Below are 19,490 nucleotides of genomic sequence, written 5' to 3'. Positions count from 1 at the left end.
TATGTAGGTTTTTAGGTAGAAGAAAGGTAAATGCTCATACATTTGCTCATAGAGTGAAAAATGTGCATTTCACAAACTAAAAGCTCATTTTATTAGAGAAGGTCTTTCATCAGTTTACTGAACTGGTGGGAGGCCTTTTCTTCCATATTGGCAGTCATATGAGCGTAAATATTCATTGTTGTGTTTATGTCTGTATGGCCTAAACGCTGCTGAATCTCCTTTACTCCCACACCCGCCTCAATCAAGAGAGATGTATGTGTATGTCTGAATGAATGAGGGGTAATGTTTTTATCGATATCTACCTTTTTCAATATCCGTTTTAGTCTAGTTTCCACTACTTTTCTTAATTGAGGATGTCCATCATTTCGTGCGAAAATAAACTGGTTATCTACATAAATTGGCCCTTTTTTTAATTTTATTTCTTTTTGCTTGGTCGCATGTCGCTTTAACATTTTTACGAGTCGTTCATCAATTCGAATGGTTCGGATTGAGCCTGATGTTTTAGGTGGGAGTAACTCATACTTTTTTATATTGTTACTTGGATTGTATAAAGTCTTAGTAACACGCAATGACCCTCTTTCATCATCAAAATTAGTCCACTTAAGAGCAAGTAATTCTCCAATACGCAAACCAGTATAGGCAAGTGTGGTAAAAATCAAAGAATCCATTTCTAAACCATCTGAATCAGCAAAACGTAAGAATCGTGCCAGCTCTTCTTTTTCTAAAAATTTTATATCCTCTTCTTGGCTTTCAATCTCTTCTACCTTAACTTGATATTTAGGCAAATGAGTATTTTCAGTGGGATTAAGTTTAATGAGTCCCAGTTCAACCGCATGATTAAAGATCATTCGTCCGCAAGCATGAATGCCACTTAAATAGTTCTTGCTATATTTTTTTGAAAGCTCAATTATTCGCTTCTGATACATTTGCTTAGTGATCTTCTTTACAGGAAGAGATCCCCAAATGGATATAAAGTGTTTCATTTCTTTACTACGAGCCCTTACGCTGCTAATTTTTGCACTTTGAGCGTATGTCATAATCCAATCCTGAGTAAAAACTTCAAATGACATTTTTGTTTCTTTCAAAAATTCTCCGCTTTCTGCTTCTGATTCTACTTTTCGAGCGGCAGAAACAGCTTCTTTTTTAGAAGAGAACCCTGACTTGGTTACAGAGTTATATCTTTCTGAAGTTCAAAAGCATCTTGAAAAAATTGAAATGGATACCGCGCTCTTGGACAGTAAGCAATTATGCCAGTTTTTGAATCTTTCATGGCCGACAATTGAAAAGTTATTCCTTAATGACCCCAAATTTCCGAAAATTCGAGTGGGGAAAAATGGGTTTTTAATAGGGGAGAAGTTAAACACTACATTGACCGATGGTCTTTTGAAGCTAGACAAAAAGGTGGAACAGTCAAATTATAAACCTACGGAGTAGGTCCAGAGGAAGTAGATTTGAGTAAAATCTGGAGATGATTTTTAATGACAGAAATAAAAAAAGAGGTTTTCCCTCGGACGGGACAACCTCAAAGTCAAAATGTGACCAACCGTATTATATCATACGAAGTAGATTTGTTTGATGAAGAATTAAAAAAGGAAGCTCAGACTTTAGCTTTACAGGAGACTCCTTCTTTTCCTTACACTTTACTGCCAGCACCACTGTCAAAGTTTATTGAAGATACAGCAAAGGCTTTGTCATGTTCTCCAGATTTTGTTGGAATGGGAGTGTTATCTTGTGCAAGTGTGGCAATCGGGAATGGAGCTGTGCTAGAACTGAAAAAAAGCTGGATTACCGGTGCTAGCCTGTATTGTGCGGTTGTTGCAGAACCAGGAAGTGCAAAAACGCCAGCAATTAGCAAAGCACTTAAGCCGCTATATGAATTACAGGAATATAATTTCAAAGAATATCAATCAAAAAAGGTCCAATATGATTTGGAAAAAGAAAATTTCGATATTGTATATGAGAAGTGGAAGCATAGTTTGAAAGGAAAGAAGGAAGCTAATATTGACGACAAGCCCTGCGAACCCAAAAGTCCATTTGTCCAACAAATTATAAGTATGGACTCAACCATGGAGGCTATGCAGGAAATTCTTTTAAATAATCAAAGAGGAGTCATAAAGCTTCATGATGAGCTCCTGGGCTTTTTTAAAGGGATGAACCAGTATAGATCAGGAGCTGACCGCCAATATTGGCTTTCCATTTGGTCAAATGAACCTATCGTTATTAATCGAAAGGGTAAGGAACCAATACAAATTTCAAAGCCTTTTGTAAGTATACTTGGCGGTATCCAGCCGGATATGATAGAGGAGATTATTAAAGCCGAGCGAGAAGGCTCAGCGAACGATGGTTTCATTGACCGCTTTTTATTTTGTTATCCTGATCCTGTTCCATCTAACTGGACGGATAAGGATGTAGGTGAAGAAGTTATTGCAGGATACTGTGATGTGATCTTTAAACTGTTTAATTCAATAAATGAAAACAATGTTACCCAAGTTTATTTAAGCCCAGAAGCCAAAGAAATATTTACAACATGGTATGACGTAACTGAAAAAGAAACGCTGGATGCAGGATTCCCAGAGATATTGAAAGGTGTTTGGAGAAAGTTGAAAGGACTACACCCTAGAGTTATGCTCATCATGCATATGCTTAACTGGGCAAGTAATCCTAACGCGGTAAAAATTAACATTATCGATGGGGATGTGATTAAACATACAACTTACATTATGGAGTATTTTAAAGCACAAGCAAAAAAAGTCTTTCAATACACACAATCAAATTATGAAGAAAAGAACGCAATTAAATTAATGGATTACGTAAGGAGGAAAGGGGAGAAGATTGAAAACGGTATTAGCATAAGGGTAAATGCTTTAAATCAGGGAAAGGTATTTGGGAGATTTACTAATATTAAGATTATCGAAGAAACAATTGAACGAATTCAAGCTCAAGGATTAGGGGAATTACAACATCTTAAATATAAGAATACCGTTGTAAAACAATTTTTCCTTAGGGAGAATGCGTTTCAAAAGTAAGCAAATAAATGTGGTAGAACAGGTAGACTAGTTGTAGAACCATCATTTTTTTAAAAAATGTATATACGGTAAGGGCTACGCTTATTATCGAACGAACGATAGAACATAATCATGAAAATGGAGGATAGCTATTTATCTATAGTGTAAAAAATGGTTCTACCTGTTCGATACTAGGATAAACTCAACAACTTCTAGGAAGCATCTAGTCGATAGGAGTGTTCTACCTGTTCTACCCTTGAATTTTTTAAAAAGGGGTGTAACGTATGTCTAAAGTTACGAAGCTAGATCAAAAAGAGCGTTTCATCGAAATGAGAGCTAAGGAGGTTCCATATGTGCAAATATCACAGGAAATCGGGGTAAGTAAGCCTACGCTTCTTAAATGGGGTAGGGTATTAGAGCTCGAAATTAATAACCGCAGGGCTATTGAATTGGAATATCTGCAAGATAAACATTGTGTCTCCAAAAGAAAACGGCTTGAGTTCTACGGTGAGCAGTTAGATCGATTATATCAGGAGTTACAGCAACGTGACTTATCGGATATTCCGACAGAAAAATTGTATGATATGGCGATGAAAACAGTTGCAAGTCTTAAGCAGGAAGAAACACCTATCCGCTTTAAGGAAGAAGGTACGCTGAATGATTCCCTGCACGAACTTACAAAGACATATGTGGAGTGGAGGGGATGAAAAGCTAAATTATGGTGTTACTTTTACCCAGACTTTACCGCCGGTTTACCAAAAAGGTAATTTGCCCTCACTGTGTGAAGCATGGCAGTACTGTCAAAGTAGGGAAATCAGGTACCTTTAATTTTTATAAGGTACCTTCACCCCTTCCCACAAGTTAACAATCACAAGAAACTTCTGGAATCTGCTTGAATCGCAGCAAGATCATTGTTTTTTCTTCTCTCTTTTTTTGATGTCCACGTAGTGGCAAGAAGCCGACTTTTCATTGATTAGTTTAATGGAGAACAAGATATGCATTGGAGAAAGCAAACAGCAAAAAAGGGATGATGACGATATGTTACAACAACAGGATCTGCCCATGGGACAACACCCATGAATTCACATAATCCTGATGATATTAATGATAAACATGATATAATAATTAAGTTACCCTATGAAGTTGGAGGATAAGTAGTGAGTTATCTAATAAGTTTTGAAGGCGGAGAAGGTTCGGGGAAAAGTACAGTTTTAAGACTATTATCCAATCTCTTGATTCCAAAAGGATACAATGTTGTTTGTACTCGAGAGCCTGGTGGTATTGAAATAGCAGAACAAATAAGAAATGTAGTCTTAGATAAAAAGAATACAGCAATGGATGCAAAAACAGAAGCTCTTTTGTATGCAGCTGCTAGAAGACAACATCTTGTTGAAAAAATAGTTCCTGAATTAGAAAAAGATAATATTGTATTGTGTGATAGATTTATTGATAGTAGTCTTACTTATCAAGGGCATGCACGAGGATTGGGAGTAAAAGACATTTTTGATATAAACCAGTTTGCGATTGAAGGATATATGCCGGATTTAACTTTATATCTAGATGTATCTCCAGAAATAGGCTTATCAAGAATTTCTAAAGATAATCAGCGTGAAATAAATCGCTTAGATTTAGAGTCTTTAGATTTCCACAATAAAGTTAGAGAAGGCTATCAGGAATTAGTTTCTAAGTTTCCAGAAAGAATAAAACTAATTGATGCTGAAAAAGAAATAGATACGGTTGTTGAAGAATCTTTAAATGTAATAGTGGATTTTTTAACAACAAAACAACAGTATATAAGGATTTAATGTTGTTAGATGATGCTTCAAAAATATAATTGACCAAATTGAAGCATTTTTTGTGTTTATTAGTGGATTGAATTCATAATTGCAATAGTTGCTGCATATCTATATTAAGGTTATAATATAACATAGAATGTATATTCTATGTTTGTATAATAAATCAATTGATTTATAATTACTTTATCAAACAATCATTGAAGGAGGAAATTAACATGGCACGTGCAAATGATGTAGCTAGCTACTTAGTTTCCCTTCGTAACAGTGATGAAAATTCAGGCAAATACTTTTCATTAAGTAATCTAAAAATGCAGAAAATTCTTTACTTTTGCCAAGGTGTATATCACGCTATGCACGATACATCATTAATTGATGATCATTCTTTTGAGGCTTGGCCATACGGTCCTGTAATTCCTCAAGTTTATAGTAGATTTAGTAAGTTCGGGCAAACTGATATTTCAGATAGAGAGGCTAAATCATATAATTTAACGCAGGATCAAATTTTCGTTATTAATAAAGTGTGGAATTTATTAAAGAATAAGGAAGCTTTTGATTTAGTAGATGCTACACATCTTCCTGGATCTCCATGGGACACCATTTATAATGATGAAAATCGTTTCGATAGTGTCATACCGAATAATCTTATTAGAAATTACTTTTTAAATATCGGAGCAGGAGTTGTACGATAATGAATTTCTGTCACAAAGTTAAGGATTTTATCCCAAATAAAAAAGCTGTTCTATTGTTCGGAACAGTTTTTTTTGTTTGCTTATTTTCTATAATTATGATTTCTGGTACATATATTCAATCAGTTATAGATGTTGATAATGATAAGTATCAAACAATTACATTTAGACTATCTATATTCTTTTTAGGTTCTATAATTACTATGAGCGTTTTCGTATATAATTCTAAGCAAAAGATTTCTAGTTTAGAATTCTTAAATAGTAAACTACCATATATGATGTTAGCAGGTATTGTTTTCTCAATATTTAGTATTTTAACTGTTCCTACTAATTCCTTCTTACCTAAAGGTTTTCAATGGGACAAGTTATTTACTACGGATGTCACGGAATTGCCTGAACTTCTATTAACTAATATAAAAGATATTGTCCATTTAGATTTTACAGGAAATATTAGTGATATATTGAGTCTGATCAATTTATTTGCCTTTATAGTATCACTGATTATTTTTGGGGTAGTTTTATATAATTTTATTTATTCTTTCTATGTAAAACATAGCATCGAGAAAAATTATAATAAAATCATAAGAAAAGGTAATCTAAGGAAATATTTTAATGTTAAATCTATTGAAATTAAAGCGAAGTTAAGTAATAAGCAGTGCGAGTCTTTGGAAAAAAAGTTAGAGTTTTTCTACCAACATTTAATATATGTGAATTCGTTAAATGATTCTACATTAATCAAGACATATTTAGAAAAATGGCAAGAAATAAATAGTACATTAATACTTCTGATATTTCATGCTGACTTCGAAGAAGAGGATAAGCAATATAGAGAGAAATTGTATAATAAAATCTTATACCTAACTCGAGATTTAATTTTAGCAACTTCAAATAATATTTCTTTAAAAGAAGAAAATACGCATTTAATAAATTTCCTTGTCAATTCGCTACCTACACAAGAACAGTATTTTGATAATTCGGATTATGTGTATGAAACGGCATTAAAATTATTATGTAAAGAGTATTTTAAACAGATTTTTGGTATATTTAATCATCTTTATGAATCTAGCAACAAAAGTATTTATACTATGATCTTGAATAAAGAAGTCCATTTTTTAGAAAAGATTCAATCATTATATAAACAAGCTAAGGAATATAAGAGAGAGGATCTTATTAATAAATATGTAGAAGATTTATTTGTTTCGGCACTATTTAAAAGTATCTCTACTAAATCTGATGATTTAACAACGATTATTGGTTTGTTATTTATTACTCAAAATAACTATATTAGTGTTGAAGAACAATCGAATGGCAATGATGTAGAAAATCAAATGAGAGCATTAATATTACAAATGATGAGCAGCTCGCCAGTGGCTAATTCTAATATATTACAGCAAGCTGCAGGTGCTGAACAAAATACAAATCTTATTAAGAAAATCACTCGAAAAATTACTAAAATTACTACTGCATTTTCTAAAAAAGCTCAGAATAAAATTCCTCGTAAGTTAGCTACAGTTGAAGAGAAAAACGAAGTTATATTAAATAGTAGGATTTTAGAAAATTTAATTATTGCAATTGCTAAAGCTTGTGAAATAGAGAATTATGGTGCAGCGGGTTATTTAGTCAAAAGAGTGTGTAATCATGTAACATATTCCGAAATAGAGGATGTTTATCCAAAACTAAAAGAGTATTTCTCAACTAAGAGTAGTAAAGAACTAAGTACCTCTGTAATTAGTTTGAATCCTTATTCTTTAAAATACTGCCTTGATAAAGCAATTTTCTTATTGTTAATTCAATTGGCATATGATTCCAAGTACACTGTTAAAATGGGCAACTATAAAGATAAGATGTTAATTTCAAATACTAACATTCGAAGTATTATTGCTTCCTTAAAGGATAGAAAAAAGGAATACAACCTTCCATGTATAGAAAATGATAGCTTGGATTCTTATAAGAAATACATGCGTATAAACTTCCTTGGGGGAACACTGCTATTTATTAATAGAAGTGGAAATGAACAAAACATAAAAATACATTAACTCTTTAAAAAGCTCCTGCTTTCCTAAACAAGGGGGAAGTAAAATAAGGAGAGTAGGGGGAGCAAATATCAAATCCTATTATATTTTCTTTGGTTATGGATCTAGAATAGGGGAGGGAACGAATAAAGGCAGCTAGTAAGCTGCCTTTTCCTTTGTCATTCCCGACTTATTTGATGCTTCCTGCACAATTGCATTTGATCTGGCTTTAATTCTTCTGCCGCTTTGAATCCTTTCGGTATCCAGTAGATTAAATCCATATTCATACGGATATCCCCTGTTTGTGGATTAATTATGATTATTTTGTAGTTTGCTTCTACAATATTGATATCTTTGCATAGAATTCTTCCTCAAAACGATTTACAGTTATTTATTCTCCCATATTATTGAAGGTGTAGTGAAAGCTATAGATTATTGTTTGGGGTTCTTAAATGTATGAAATGGACTTTATTTTATTTGTTAGTGCAAGATGGGCAAATTTTTTTTCTTTTTGCGATACTATCGATTCGGTTATCCCATGCATGTTGACAATCAGGGCATCTCCAAAACCTTCTTTTTCCAGAACCAACAAGAACATCTAATGGCGTATCTTTGTTTTTTTCAAAATCCCAATACTTTAAAAGATCAGGTCTTGCATTTTGAAGTAGCTTTTCAGGTCCTTGCTTTTTGCCTGAACAATAGGGACAACCGTTTTTATTTCGGCCAATTCGATTGGGGATATTGCTTTCCCATATATGTTCAGGCTTTTTTTTACACTTCCAAAAATATTTTTTAGGACTTCCCATTTTTAAAAGTTCTAAATCTATATTTATATTTTTCGTAAAGTCCCATTCTTGAAATATTTCCGCATGCTGATGTAATAGTTTTTTATTTTTATGTCTTAAATTAATTTCACTACACTCTGGACATGAAACCAAGGTGTCAGGAGACTGTATCCAACGATGATTTTTTTCGCATTTCCAATGTAGTCTAAGGGTAGAATAAATTCCTATATCACTAGGGGCATAAACATTTGATTCAAAATCCCAATATCGCATTAACTTTTTATTCCTCAAAATTGGATTCTTTATAATTGTTTTCGAATAACATCTTGGGCAATCCTTAAATCGTTTTGTTCTTCGGTTGATTTCTTTATACCATTCATGTCCTTCGTTGCATTTCCACCAAGCACTTTCTTTACTACCGCATAATATCGTATTAATATTTAAGTCCTTATTTTTTTCAAAATGCCACTCCTTAAAAAATATTGGATAGTCTGTTAAAAGCTTATCTGGATGTCCATCACAGGGTATTCTGGGCTGGATATCTTTAATTTCGCAACTAGGGCATTTAAAAGATTTTCTTCTTTCAATATTATGGATTTGTTCTTGCCATGTGTGATTACATTTTTTACATCTCCAGAATACATCTGACTCAGATTTTGCAGTGAATTCATAAGGGTTTTTATTATTTTTTTCGAAGTCCCAATATTGAAGTGCCCATGGTCGTTTAGTGCCTAATGAATTTTCTTTACTAACCTTTCGTCCAATACAGTAAGGGCAACCTTCATGTCTACTTGCTAATCTTACCCTTATCCCACTTTTAAAAGAATGACCCTTAGAACATTTCCACCAGGCTTCCTTAGGAGAACTAGGAACAATTCCAGAAGGATATATTTCATCCGCATTATTTTTATCAAAATCCCAAAATTTAAGCATTTCTGGATTTAAACTTTCTAATGAGTTCGTTTCATTTGCATAGAGGTTTCGGCAATAAGGACATCCATACCCATCTTTTTTTGTTCGACTCCTTATAACAGCTTGCCATTCATGTCCACATTTACCTAACCACCAAACCTTTTCATGTGATCCAGAAGGAAAGTATTCAGGTTTTAAGGTCCCATTTTTCGTAGGATGCCATTGCGCTGCGATTTCCGGTGATTTTTGTAAAATATTATTTTTTGCTCTAACAAGGTGGTACATCTCTAAAATATGAACTCGGTCTTTTTCTACATCAATTTCAAATGAATAATTCACATTTAAAAGACCCATCAATTTTTTTATCATTTGGGTTCTATTTTTATCATTTATTCTTCTACCCTCCTCAATAATTAATTCATTTTGGTGATTTTCAGTTAAAGAAGGTAATTCTCCTTCGCGCACGTTAATAATTCTAATTCCTACTTTTTGAAAAGACATCCTCTTCTTTAGATCTTTATCAAATTTATTTTTGTGAGCTCTTCCCCCATCGTATTCTATAGCAATATTTAAATCCTTTATATAGATATCAGCTTCATATATCTTTCCATTAATTTTTATTTTTTTTCGATTTTTGATATTAGGAAATATTTTTTGAAGGTAATAAAGGATACATTGTTCAGAAAAAGAAGTATTAGTCCTTTTAAAGCATTCAGGACATCCAACGCCACGTTTAGTACGAGGGCTTATAGAAGCTTGCCATTCATGTCCATATTTACAAGTCCACCAAACTTTTTTTGAAGAACCATTAGTAACATCATTAGGTGTCAAATCTCCATTTCTTTTATAATTCCACTCAGCTGCAATATATGGCGAAAGAGTAGCTAATGAATTTCCCTCATACGCTTTTAAATTGGAGCAATAAGGACAGCCACTATTATTCTTAATTCGGTTATGACATGTAGCTTCATATGATGGGTGACTTTCTTTACAGATCCACCAAACTTTCTTACTTGAACCTAACGTAAGGGTTTCGAGTAAATTTTCTTCATTTTTATTGTAATCATACTCTTTTAATAGTTCAGGATGATGTTCTTTTAACAATTTTCCCATATATATCTCCTTGATCATTCTATAGTGCATGTCCCTATAAAAGTTTATTAATTTCTTTTGGACAATGAAATGAGGCATAAGTTGTTCTGCTTGTTCAAATATTAAAGTCTAAAACAAAAAACACATATAGGGATTATTAGTTATTTAACTAGGACAAATTGAATCGTTATTAAAAGAATAAACCTAAATACTTATGAATCCAAGAAGGATTAGTGGAATTATTTGGTGGGAGTTTTTTTCAACTGTTGTGGGTTAGTAGAAGATTGTTTTTCCGTTAAATGGATACATAGAACGAAGTGAAAAGATAATGATTAATCTACGTAAAGAAGAGCTGATAATGAAGCCATTTTTGAAAACAGATTATGGTATTCACTTAAAAGAGGAACTTGTTTCATTAATAATATAGCATTAATTTTTGAACATTTAATCTTGTTGGTGATTTAATATATAATTATTTGGGATAAGTATCCTGGTCATGTAATTTTTATCAGTTTGTTAACATATATTTGCAAAATATTAGTCAGTTTACCATAGTGAGTTTCTTGTTTTTTTATTATAGAGAGTTTCTTGTGAAATTGTTACTAAAGAATTTAATGCAGGAAGTGAGGAATATATTTAAATTTATACTCGATAACTTTATAGGAATATATGTATGCCTTTTTAGAAAAGGAACCTTACTAAAAAATCACAAGGTGGTTGAAATATTATGATTCATATTGAACGAGGGAATGAACCATTGCCCGGAGAAGTGTTAAGTCTTGAAAAGCGACGATTGATAGAATATCTGGAAGAATTAAAAGAGCTTGATGTACTTCAAACAGGAAATAAGCAAATTTTTTCCCGGAGATTTCAAGCAAATTCCATTGAAAAATTAAATCAGCGATGGAATTCAATTTTACATGAGCGTTTTTGTGGGAAGTGTGCATATTGTGAATCGCCTTTAGAACTCACAGGTGGGGGGGTAGAGAATTTTCGGCCAATTAACGTGTTTGACGATGAAAGAAAACCTATTAATTATGAAAATCATTACGTTTGGCTGGCTTATGAATGGTCTAATTTAGTTGTAAGTTGTAATGATTGCTCAATGTATAAAAAGAATTACTTTCCCCTAAAAGGGAGACGGGCGAGGTTTGGTGGAGACATAAGTAATGAGAAAACTCTTCTCATAAATCCTTGTGTGAATTACCCAGAGAAACATCTTTATTTTGACGATTTTGGCTGGGTTAGGGGAAGAAGTGAGGAGGGAGTTCATACTGTAGAACTTTTAAAACTAAACCGAACACAACTAGTTGAGGCACGATTCCATGAACTTGCAAGGTTAAAGAAAGCTTTGAAAGATAAAGAGTTTAATTATGTAGGCCGTTCTTTTGAATCTAGTACCGGTTTTATAGCCGCTAAAAAGGGCCTTTTGTCTAGTTGGTTACTTAAAGATAGAGAAAGACGTCATGATTTCTTCCGCTTAAAAATTCGTCAGGAACCATACAAATCTCTTTTCGGTTCTTTTACCAGTTTAAAGCAATTTGAAGATTATCTAATGGAATCAAGGACGAATGATTTAGTTGAGCTAAATTTATATAATAAATATCAAAGTATAATACTAGAAGAAATCGAATTGAAAAATATTCGTGGGGTATCTGTAAAACACTATTTCAAAACTAATCCAAAGAAAGGCTCGTGGTTAATGCTTCTAGGGGAAAATGGAACAGGGAAAACTTCCTTTCTTCAAGCAGTTACTTTAGCTCTAGCTGAGCGTTGGAATGGACTCAATATTAATCCGAAATCGTGGGCTGCAGGTGATAAAGAAACAACAGTAAGAATTAAGTTTAAAGATATTGATAAGGATATTCAACTTTCTTTCGTTCCTGGAGATATTATCCCAGAACATAACGGAGTTAAGTTCCCCATTGTAGCATATGGGGCCGTAAGATTATTACCTAAACATATTCAACGACGTAAAATAAAATATAACGGTGTGAATATAAAAAATTTGTTTCCTAGCGGAAATGGTGATTATTTCCTTGCGCACCCCAGTAAATGGATAAGGGATCCTCAAACTATGAGCAAGGTAGCAAAAGCACTCTTGGATGTCTTGCCCTTCGAAGAGAGTGATAAAGTTGAATTAGTGATAAAAGGGAACCAAGCTTTTCTAAATATAAATGGTCAGAAGCGGTACCTCCATGAACTTAGTAGCGGGTATCAAAATATGATAGCTTTAACTATTGATATCATGAGAACAATAGGCAGCGTTAATGATAAGGGGCAGTTTTCCGAGGGGATTGTTATTATTGACGAAATCGATGCTCATTTACATCCTTCTTGGAAGTTAGTAATTGTCAATCAGTTGAGAAAGGCATTCCCATATATGCAATTTATCGTTTCTTCCCATGATCCACTCTGTTTAAGGGGATTAAAATATAATGAAATATTGGTGATGAGAAAAGGTGGTGAATGTATTCAGACATTGGAGAATTTACCAGATCCGCAGGGTATGCGTATCGACCAGATTCTTACATCCTCAATTTTTGGATTAAATAGTACTTTTGAAAGGGAGATAGATCAGGATATCAAGAGATATTACGAGATTCTTAAAAAAGAGAATTTAATAGATCACGAGGTAATTGAACTGAAACAAATCGAAGCGAGGTTGGATCAACCCAATATTAAATATCTAGGCTATACTAACCGCGAACGATTAATGTACCGTGTTATTGACTCTTATATTGCAAGTCGTGATAGGGAAAATATAGATTATGAAGAAGTGGATCTGGAAACTCAAAAAAAACTTATCGAATTATGGGAGTTAGATAGGGAGGATTATGAGTGATAAAAGTTGATCGCGCATCTGTGGCGGAGCCTACGATATTAATAACAAAAAATGCGGACCTACATGGAGAACGTAATAAAATTATTCAATATCATGAAAACGGAATTGGCGTAAAGGTAGATTTTAGTCTATATAGCAAACCTGAGGTAAAGGAAGCCCTTCGTACTTTGTTTAATCATAAATGTGCCTATTGCGAAAGTAGGGTTTCGCATATAGATCACGGAGATGTGGAGCATTGGCGACCAAAGGGAGGAGTGACTGGTCAAAGTGGCCATAAAGGCTATTACTGGCTCGCTTCTGAGTGGGACAACCTTTTACTAGCTTGTTCTATCTGCAATGGTAAAGGCTATAAAGGTAATCATTTTCCATTGGCGGCTGGTTACACATATGCTACGAAGAGTAAAGATGACTATAGAACTCTTGAGAAACCGTTGCTTATTAATCCTTGCGAGACAGATCCAACCAACCACTTTGGATTTAATCATTTAGGTTTTATAAAAGGTTTAACTATTGAGGGGAAGCAATCAGTTTTATCTTATGGATTGCATAGGGATTTACTAACAATGGAAAGAAAAAAGGAAGCCGAAGTGGTTGCTAGAGAACTGAGGCAAATAATAGAGTTGATTGCAGATACAATTAGAGACAATTCGAGATCCTCTATTAATAAAAGAAAAATAAAAGAGATAGTATCATTTTTGAGGAAGAGAGTCTCATCTGAATATCAATATGCTGGAATGTCGAGGAGGATTATTAGGAACTTTCAAAGTACTTATAAAAACAATCTTGTTTTTGTTGAATGGACAAAAAAAATTCTAAAGGGATACTAAGGCATTTTTATATATTAAAGTATATAATCCTTATAAAATTAAAAATTGAATGCTAAGATGGTTATGAAGATGGAATGGTAACTGAATTATAACTCTTCCTGCCACTATTATGGGAAAGGGCAGGGAAGAGTCTCCTACCCTATAATGCTCATACTTTTGCTCATAGAAATTTTATATAACAATAAAAATTATTTAAATAAATGAAAGAAATAGTAGTAAAACCTAGGTTTGTTTATAATTATTTGTTTATATTAAATACCTTCATGAATGGGCGGCATGATGTAATCATTGCCTAGAACCCTTGATATGACTGGGTTTGTGGGTAGAGTGTAAGTGGTTTGCTAACATTTTGCTAACATTGAGGATTTTAACGGAGGCTTCTCATCAGTTCACCGAACTTTTGAGGGGCTTCTTTTTTCATTTCTTGGGTAACATGGAAGTACACATTTTTCGTGATATAATCATCGGTATGGCCGAGACGGTCCATGATTTGTTCGAGTGAGACACTGGCTTCGGCAAGCAGGGATGTATGGGTGTGCCTTAAACTGTGCTGGGTTAAATCTTCATTTAAACCTGCGATCCTAAGCAGTCTCTTCATGCGGTCTCGAATATTCTTGATGACGATGGGATAGTCGTGATGTCGTAGCATTCTGGCAAAGATAAAATCATGGTTGTAGTAAGCTTCTCCTAACCGCTCGATGACTTCTTCTTGAACCTTTTTATGCTCCTTCAGTGCCTCAATGACATCTTCATCCACAATGATCTTTCTTCGTGATTTTCTTGTCTTTGGAGTGACTAGTTGATATTTCAGCGGATTATTGCTTGGATTGTAACACCTTTTCGTGATGCTGATGGTGTGATTCACAAAATCAATATCCTTCCACTTGAGCGCGATTAACTCCCCGCCTTTGTCATTTAAATCATTTAAGCATTCTTGATACCATTTAGGAGTAATATCCTTCAGCTTTAATTAACCAAAGTAAGGAAGTAATTTTCCGATTTCGTGAAGATGTACTCGAATAGTACCGGGCTTTACATCTTTTGCTTTGCTGCAAATGGGCAACCATTCCTTCGCAAAATCAGCAAAGGTCTGGCAGGATTCCTCAATGTAAATCCCCTGTTCAAGCTCATGAATCAGAGCGGCAGGGGCTACTACTGCCTCCTTCTTGATTGTGAAACCGCTTTTGGTTTTTTGCTTTCGCTTACCGGTTACTGGATCAATCCCGATATCAATCACAAAAGCCCATTTGGAGCCACACGAGCAATTTTTCTTTTTGCACGTACAACCCTGTCTGTAGAAATGACCTTTCATTTCATTGAGTGACCTCGCTTTCAATATGATTTGTAGCGAGTATCCATAGGTCCATCTCGAAGTAAAAATAGTCATTGCTCCCTGTGCTGGTATTTCTCTTCTATCGATGAAAAATTCATTTTTTCAGAATAGGACAATCAAACGCTGAAATAGGTATAAACAAGGAAGGGGGAACTAGTTTATGCAAAAAACAGCATATAAATTGCTTATAAAAAATCATGTCAGTGAGAAGTACAAGAAGAAGGATTTAAATTACATTCGGGAACATGAACGAACGAGTTTATCAAGAGCTGAAGCGGCATATATAGATGGTATTATCATTCTTCCCTTTGCAAAGAGTGTTGAAGAAATGTCCCATTTAGAAATACGAACCCCTAAAAAGACAAGTATAGATTACACCCAAAAATTTCTAGATGAGGAAACACGTACTTTCATGAAAAAACTTCAGGAAAGTTTGAATATTAAGCAACAGGAGATGAAAAAAATAGTTAATACCGCTAGTAAATTATTAAAAGATATTAAAGATGATAAAGACTTAATGGAAAGACAGCTTGAAATTCTAGAAGAAACTACACAGAATGTTATCAATAAAAAACAAGTTGCTGATTATATAAAGCAGATCCATCAAAATTGTGATAAGTTAATTAAATGTCTTTTTTTGAAAAAACCAGAAATGCTAGGTGATGATCATAAGGAAGAAGTCTTGCAAAAGATTGAGGTATTGGAGACTTATCTACATGATTTAAAGAAACAATTAGAACCTAATAGTTGACGTTCATATTCGAATTTTGCTAATGAGTCATTTAAGCTTTGTTACCGTTTCAGGATGATTGTTCACCAAACATGTGAATATCTTTAAAATTAGAAGGCCTCCCACGGTTTACTGTGGAGGCCTTTTTTATTTGTTATCAGTCATATGAGCATGGATAATCATCGTTGTTTGAATATCTGTATGTCCTAATCGTTGTTGAATTTCTTTCAACCCCATCCCTGCTTCAATCAGTAAGGATGTATGCGTATGCCTGGTTCCAGATAGCATTTGGGTTCAGCTACTAAATCATCTGGAAAACAAGAAAAAACGTACTAATATCTACGCTGCCATATATCCAAGGAGGGCTTTTTTATATGAATAACTGTTGAACGGAGGATTAGTATTGAATGCAGTATAGTGTGATATGTGAATCATAAAACGTTCTTTAGAAAATGTTTTAGCTTGAGTGGGAAGTATTTCGGAAAGGATAAAAGGAAAAGCGGGGAACCCTGAATTACCAGTGTTTTCCCCGCTTTTTATCATTTTATATTTGAGTTACATATAATCATAAACAGAGTCATCGAAATAGAGCCAGTGATAATATTCAACCTGTGAATCCGTCATCTTGGAAATGTCTTTCTCATTGAACTTTTGTTGCTCAATTAATTTCTGCGCTTTGGAATTTCTTTCTACTTGGCTCATCTTAAATCCTCCTTATAATATGAGAAGTAACGAAGTATTTAAATATTGAAAACGCTTTCTTTTTATCTTATTTTTATTATATATCTCAATGTTAGATTAAACAAATATCAAATATAGATGAATTTTAAGGAAATAATATAGAAATGGTATTTATCTATTTACTTTGAAGCAGTTAATGAGACAAGGTTCGATTTCCAAAACCTGAGTTTTGTTAAGGAGTAGGGATTTGATTCAAAGGTGCCGAATGGATGCCGAAAATGTTATTATTTTAAATTTTTGAGTGAATATCTTAGTTTAGAACGTATGTTTTGTTATGTGTTTTAATTAAGATTAAATTGTATGATGTTATAATGTAAGACTTCACAATCTATGGACGGCATGACGTAATCATCGCTTATATCCCTTAATATAGGGATTTAACGAGGGTTTAGGAATTTGCTCACTATATACATGTAAATATATAAATTTGAGGCCTCCCACAGTTACTGTGGGAGGCCTTTTCTTCGATATTTTGAGGGTTAATAGAAGCATTACCTGAATCGGGACTCTTCTTCGCCATCTATTTCGTTGTCTCATCTTTATGAGTAGAGTTTGATGTATCAGGATCAAAGGGATTGAACCCATTCAAATCAATAAAATGGGCAATTGGATCCTTATCTTTATCAGCTATAATGAGGTTAAAGCCAGATAAGTGGTTTTTTATGTTCTCCAATTCTTTTGTCGTTAAATCGATGTTTAGTTTGAATGGAGTTTGATATGTAGTTTTGTGATCTTTAGGTTGCTCTGCCAACACTGCTTCACTGGTTGTCTTATGAAAAATATCGGATATTGCTTCAGGGTACTCCAGTGAAAAGTACAGCTTTTGGGTGTTTTCCTGTAAGATTTCGTATATGTCCAGATCTATTTCGTAATTCATCAGAAAAGTTAATTCCTTATTCTCAGGGATATAATTCATTTCAAACTTTGTAATGCTAAATTTAGGGGGAAGCAGCCTGTTTTCCAATGATTTGTTTTTTTGATTCGATGAGTAATTCTGTTTAGTCTCGATTGGATCATGGACAGATTTTTCACTTGTCTTTTCTGTGGTATCGCACCCCATTAGAAGGAACATACAAATGATAAAAGGGAAAGCATACTTTGGAAGCATATATGTAGCACCTCTTTATTTTCGTGATCAATAGTGTAATCATCTGTTGCAGTCGTTGCTTTTGCTGTATGATGGATTCACTTCATTGTCAATGGTATTGTAAATAATCGGAATAATCAATGTTTAGTTGACGTTATCTGTGCAGGATTGATTTGAATTTATCACCATACAATATTAAGATTGTATGAAAAAGGATGAGGACTGTGCCGATCAATTCGTTTGAGGATTATCCAATGACCTGGAAGCCGACGATCAGTAGGGAGGATAGGCCGATATATCAGGCATTGGCGAAGCGGTTAGAATGTGACATTATGGAGGGGCTTTTGGTGCCTGGTACGAAGCTTCCTCCGCAGCGGGAATTGGCCGATTATTTGGATTTGAATGTAAGTACTGTTTCAAAGGCGTTTAAGGTGTGTGAGTTGAAGGGCTTGCTGAGTGCAACGGTTGGAAGCGGCACGTTCGTTTCGTATGATGCTTTATCGAATGCTTACTTACTGGACGAAGTGAAGCCGGGGCATTTGATTGAAATGGGAGCGACACTGCCAGATAATGCTTCGTTTGAGCCGTTGCTCCACCAGCTGAAAAACATGCTGCAGGAGACGGATTATGAAAAGTGGTTCGGATATGGCCGAACAGGTGAAAGCTTTTGGCAAAAGGATGCAGCGATCAAGCTAATGAAAAGAGGCGGGTTTGAAACGACAGTCGAGCGCATATTATTTGCAAATGGCGGTCAAAATGCGATTGCCGCCACGCTGGCGAGTCTGTGTCAGCCAGGTGATCGCATTGGCGCTGATCAGCATACGTATCCAGGCTTGAAAACGGCGGCCGCGATGCTTAGTGTGCAAATAGTGCCGATAAAATCAGAGAATGGTGAAATGAGTCCAGCTGCGTTTGAGGATGCGTGTAAGCATGACAATATTAAAGGCATATATTTGATCCCGGATTTTCATAATCCGACAGCTTGCTCGATGTCTGTTGAGAATCGGAAAATGATTGCGGCAATTGCGAAAAAGCATGATCAGTTCATCATAGAAGATGCGACGTATCATCTACATAACGAAAAACCATTACCGGCCATCGCCTCATTTGCCCCGGAACAGGTCATCTACATTGCCAGTTTATCCAAGTCGATTGCACCGGGTTTGCGGCTAGCCTATGTCGCTGTGCCGAGTCCATTCAAGGAGCCGATTTCAAGGGCACTTTATAATTTGAATATAACTGTTTCCCCGTTATTAGCGGAACTGGCGGCGCGTACCATCATATCGAATCAATTTGAAGGTATGATTGAGGGCCATCGGAAACAAACGATCCGCCGGAATCAGGTCGTCAATCGATATTTGGCAGGCTATACGTGTTTAGGTGCTGAAACAAGTATCTTCCGTTGGTTACTATTGCCTGGAAAGATTACAGGTGCTGGCTTCGAAGCGTTAGCTGCAGAGCAGGGGGTGCAGGTGTATGCCGCTGAACGGTTTGTAGTGGGGAAAAGTTCCCCGGAGAGGGCTGTACGGGTTTCCATTTGTGCTCCGGAAACAATGGAGGAGCTGGAAAGAGGATTACGTATCCTTGAACGTTTACTAAAAAACTTAGCCTAATATATTGTTCGCCATACAATTATGAT

The 19,490-nt window shown here is 34.7% G+C and carries 15 protein-coding genes and 1 pseudogene; 9 read left to right on the top strand and 7 right to left on the bottom strand.

The window, feature by feature from the left end:
- Positions 1 to 92: 92 nt before the first annotated feature.
- The gene (locus QNI08_RS19925; protein WP_285769124.1) at positions 93 to 1,085 is read right to left on the bottom strand and encodes a tyrosine-type recombinase/integrase; all 993 of its coding nucleotides are present in this window, start codon (positions 1,083 to 1,085) and stop codon (positions 93 to 95) included.
- Positions 1,086 to 1,478: 393 nt separating this feature from the next.
- Here QNI08_RS19925 and QNI08_RS19920 point away from each other — a divergent pair, with 393 nt between their 5' ends.
- The 5 genes from QNI08_RS19920 (at position 1,479) to QNI08_RS19900 (ending at position 7,523) form a co-directional block, all read left to right on the top strand.
- The gene (locus QNI08_RS19920) at positions 1,479 to 3,026 is read left to right on the top strand and encodes a YfjI family protein (protein ID WP_285769123.1); all 1,548 of its coding nucleotides are present in this window, start codon (positions 1,479 to 1,481) and stop codon (positions 3,024 to 3,026) included.
- A gap of 263 nt (positions 3,027 to 3,289) precedes the next feature.
- Positions 3,290 to 3,712: a hypothetical protein gene (locus tag QNI08_RS19915; RefSeq protein ID WP_285769122.1), complete on the top strand. Its 423-nt coding sequence runs from the start codon at positions 3,290 to 3,292 to the stop codon at positions 3,710 to 3,712.
- 450 nt (positions 3,713 to 4,162) lie between these two features.
- Positions 4,163 to 4,810 (top strand): dTMP kinase, encoded by a 648-nt coding sequence (tmk, locus tag QNI08_RS19910; RefSeq protein WP_285769121.1) that lies wholly within the window; start codon positions 4,163 to 4,165, stop codon positions 4,808 to 4,810.
- 206 nt (positions 4,811 to 5,016) lie between these two features.
- Complete coding sequence (locus tag QNI08_RS19905; RefSeq protein WP_285769120.1) at positions 5,017 to 5,490, top strand: Panacea domain-containing protein; 474 nt, start codon at positions 5,017 to 5,019, stop codon at positions 5,488 to 5,490.
- Positions 5,490 to 7,523: a hypothetical protein gene (locus tag QNI08_RS19900; protein ID WP_285769119.1), complete on the top strand. Its 2,034-nt coding sequence runs from the start codon at positions 5,490 to 5,492 to the stop codon at positions 7,521 to 7,523. The genes QNI08_RS19905 and QNI08_RS19900 overlap by 1 nt, the downstream gene beginning before the upstream one ends.
- A 449-nt stretch (positions 7,524 to 7,972) precedes the next feature.
- Here QNI08_RS19900 and QNI08_RS19895 read toward each other — a convergent pair whose 3' ends face one another.
- Positions 7,973 to 10,309: a zinc-ribbon domain-containing protein gene (locus QNI08_RS19895; protein ID WP_285769118.1), complete on the bottom strand. Its 2,337-nt coding sequence runs from the start codon at positions 10,307 to 10,309 to the stop codon at positions 7,973 to 7,975.
- Positions 10,310 to 11,015: 706 nt separating this feature from the next.
- Here QNI08_RS19895 and QNI08_RS19890 point away from each other — a divergent pair.
- Both QNI08_RS19890 and QNI08_RS19885 read left to right on the top strand, forming a co-directional pair.
- Positions 11,016 to 13,133: an AAA family ATPase gene (locus QNI08_RS19890; protein WP_285769117.1), complete on the top strand. Its 2,118-nt coding sequence runs from the start codon at positions 11,016 to 11,018 to the stop codon at positions 13,131 to 13,133.
- Positions 13,130 to 13,960 carry an HNH endonuclease family protein gene (locus QNI08_RS19885; protein ID WP_285769116.1) on the top strand — a complete coding sequence of 277 codons (831 nt, stop codon included), beginning with the start codon at positions 13,130 to 13,132 and terminating at the stop codon, positions 13,958 to 13,960. The genes QNI08_RS19890 and QNI08_RS19885 overlap by 4 nt, the downstream gene beginning before the upstream one ends.
- A gap of 367 nt (positions 13,961 to 14,327) precedes the next feature.
- Here the strand turns inward: QNI08_RS19885 and QNI08_RS19880 are convergent, their stop codons facing one another.
- Together QNI08_RS19880 and QNI08_RS19875 are read right to left on the bottom strand one after the other, a co-directional pair.
- The gene (locus QNI08_RS19880; protein ID WP_285769138.1) at positions 14,328 to 14,855 is read right to left on the bottom strand and encodes a site-specific integrase; all 528 of its coding nucleotides are present in this window, start codon (positions 14,853 to 14,855) and stop codon (positions 14,328 to 14,330) included.
- Positions 14,856 to 14,930: 75 nt separating this feature from the next.
- Positions 14,931 to 15,197, bottom strand: a complete 267-nt coding sequence (locus QNI08_RS19875) for an Arm DNA-binding domain-containing protein (RefSeq protein WP_285769115.1) — start codon at positions 15,195 to 15,197, stop codon at positions 14,931 to 14,933.
- A 256-nt stretch (positions 15,198 to 15,453) separates the two neighbouring features.
- Between QNI08_RS19875 and QNI08_RS19870 the strand changes: the two genes are divergently transcribed.
- The gene (locus QNI08_RS19870) at positions 15,454 to 16,044 is read left to right on the top strand and encodes a hypothetical protein (RefSeq protein ID WP_285769114.1); all 591 of its coding nucleotides are present in this window, start codon (positions 15,454 to 15,456) and stop codon (positions 16,042 to 16,044) included.
- A 126-nt stretch (positions 16,045 to 16,170) separates the two neighbouring features.
- Here QNI08_RS19870 and QNI08_RS19865 read toward each other — a convergent pair.
- From QNI08_RS19865 to QNI08_RS19855, 3 genes and pseudogenes are all read right to left on the bottom strand, one after another.
- Positions 16,171 to 16,296, bottom strand: a pseudogene (locus tag QNI08_RS19865) (tyrosine-type recombinase/integrase); the annotation flags it as partial.
- Positions 16,297 to 16,578: 282 nt separating this feature from the next.
- Positions 16,579 to 16,725 (bottom strand): BH0509 family protein, encoded by a 147-nt coding sequence (locus tag QNI08_RS19860; RefSeq protein ID WP_155645458.1) that lies wholly within the window; start codon positions 16,723 to 16,725, stop codon positions 16,579 to 16,581.
- A gap of 559 nt (positions 16,726 to 17,284) precedes the next feature.
- A complete protein-coding gene (locus QNI08_RS19855; RefSeq protein ID WP_285769113.1) occupies positions 17,285 to 17,872 on the bottom strand; it encodes a hypothetical protein in 588 nt (195 codons plus the stop codon).
- 194 nt (positions 17,873 to 18,066) lie between these two features.
- Here QNI08_RS19855 and QNI08_RS19850 point away from each other — a divergent pair, with 194 nt between their 5' ends.
- Positions 18,067 to 19,464, top strand: a complete 1,398-nt coding sequence (locus QNI08_RS19850) for an aminotransferase-like domain-containing protein (RefSeq protein ID WP_285769112.1) — start codon at positions 18,067 to 18,069, stop codon at positions 19,462 to 19,464.
- Positions 19,465 to 19,490 lie beyond the last annotated feature (26 nt).

This window comes from Peribacillus folii (assembly GCF_030271255.1).
In the GTDB taxonomy this organism is placed as follows: domain Bacteria; phylum Bacillota; class Bacilli; order Bacillales; family DSM-1321; genus Peribacillus.
The sequence above is the reverse complement of the archived record's forward strand: the minus strand, read 5'-3'. Positions and strand labels throughout refer to the sequence as shown.

Coding starts and splice junctions, on each gene's coding strand:
- QNI08_RS19895 (WP_285769118.1), bottom strand. CDS start 10,309: ATGGGAAAATTGTTAAAAGAACATCATCCTGAACTATTAAAAGAGTAT.
- QNI08_RS19870 (WP_285769114.1), top strand. CDS start 15,454: ATGCAAAAAACAGCATATAAATTGCTTATAAAAAATCATGTCAGTGAG.
- QNI08_RS19915 (WP_285769122.1), top strand. CDS start 3,290: ATGTCTAAAGTTACGAAGCTAGATCAAAAAGAGCGTTTCATCGAAATG.
- QNI08_RS19860 (WP_155645458.1), bottom strand. CDS start 16,725: ATGAGCCAAGTAGAAAGAAATTCCAAAGCGCAGAAATTAATTGAGCAA.
- QNI08_RS19900 (WP_285769119.1), top strand. CDS start 5,490: ATGAATTTCTGTCACAAAGTTAAGGATTTTATCCCAAATAAAAAAGCT.
- QNI08_RS19855 (WP_285769113.1), bottom strand. CDS start 17,872: ATGCTTCCAAAGTATGCTTTCCCTTTTATCATTTGTATGTTCCTTCTA.
- QNI08_RS19850 (WP_285769112.1), top strand. CDS start 18,067: ATGAGGACTGTGCCGATCAATTCGTTTGAGGATTATCCAATGACCTGG.
- QNI08_RS19905 (WP_285769120.1), top strand. CDS start 5,017: ATGGCACGTGCAAATGATGTAGCTAGCTACTTAGTTTCCCTTCGTAAC.
- QNI08_RS19920 (WP_285769123.1), top strand. CDS start 1,479: ATGACAGAAATAAAAAAAGAGGTTTTCCCTCGGACGGGACAACCTCAA.
- QNI08_RS19890 (WP_285769117.1), top strand. CDS start 11,016: ATGATTCATATTGAACGAGGGAATGAACCATTGCCCGGAGAAGTGTTA.